Source organism: Streptomyces luteolifulvus, from assembly GCF_008806595.1.
Lineage (GTDB): Bacteria > Actinomycetota > Actinomycetes > Streptomycetales > Streptomycetaceae > Streptomyces > Streptomyces luteolifulvus.
This window is the reverse complement of record NZ_VZRB01000104.1, coordinates 1-892: the sequence shown is the minus strand read 5'-3', so window position 1 is coordinate 892 and position 892 is coordinate 1. Positions and strand designations below refer to the sequence as shown.

Genomic DNA, 892 nt, shown 5'->3' with positions numbered 1-892 from the left:
AGAACTCCTAACAAAGTGGCCCTGGAATGTGGGTGGTTGTGGGGTTGTTGACTGGTACATGAGGAAGGGTCAGCAGCTTCCGTGGATCGTGCAGGATGAGTTGTGGGTGCGGATCGAGCCGTTGCTGCCGGTCGTGCCGCGCCGGCCGGATCACCCCGGCCGCAAGCGTCTGGATGACCGGAAGGTCCTGTCCGGGATCCTGTTTGTGCTCTACACCGGCATCCCGTGGGAGTTCTTGCCCCAGGAGCTGGGCTTCGGCTCGGGGATGACCTGCTGGCGACGCCTGCGGGACTGGAACGACGCGGGAGTCTGGCAGCGTCTGCACGAGTCGCTGTTGGCCGAGTTGCACGCCGCTGGTGCGCTGGACTGGTCCAGGGCGGTGATCGACGGCTCCCATGTCCGGGCCCTGAAGGGCGGCCCAAAACCGGACCGAGCCCGGTCGACCGTGCCCGAACAGGCTCGAAGCACCATCTGATCACCGAAGCGCACGGCATTCCGCTGGCGGTGTCACTGACCGGCGGGAACCGCAATGACGTCACCCAGCTCATGCCCTTGATCGAGGCCGTCCCGCCGGTGCGGGGCCGACGCGGACGGCCCCGCCGACGGCCGGACACCATTTACGCCGACCGCGGCTACGACCACGACAAGTACCGCAAGCAGGTCCGGGCCGTCGGAATCACCCCGGTCATCGCGCGGCGCGGCACTGAACACGGATCGGGGCTGGGCGTGCACCGGTGGGTGGTTGAGCAGAGCTTCGCGCTGCTGCACTGGTTCCGCCGGTTACGCACCCGCTGGGAGATCCGCGACGACATCCACGAAGCCTTCCTCAGCCTGGCCTGCGCAATCATCTGCTGGCGACGACTGAAGAACCTCTCACTTTGTTAGGAGTTCT

Annotated in this window: 1 protein-coding gene; it reads left to right on the top strand. The window is 66.1% G+C overall.

Annotated features, from left to right (window positions below; all coding sequences use genetic code 11):
* Nucleotides 1-58: 58 nt before the first annotated feature.
* Nucleotides 59-885 (top strand): IS5 family transposase gene (locus tag F7R91_RS41775; RefSeq protein ID WP_456243078.1). Its coding sequence is split into 2 segments (ribosomal slippage): nt 59-391 and nt 394-885, totalling 825 coding nucleotides; the frame shifts between segments, so codons are not numbered across the junction.
* Nucleotides 886-892 lie beyond the last annotated feature (7 nt).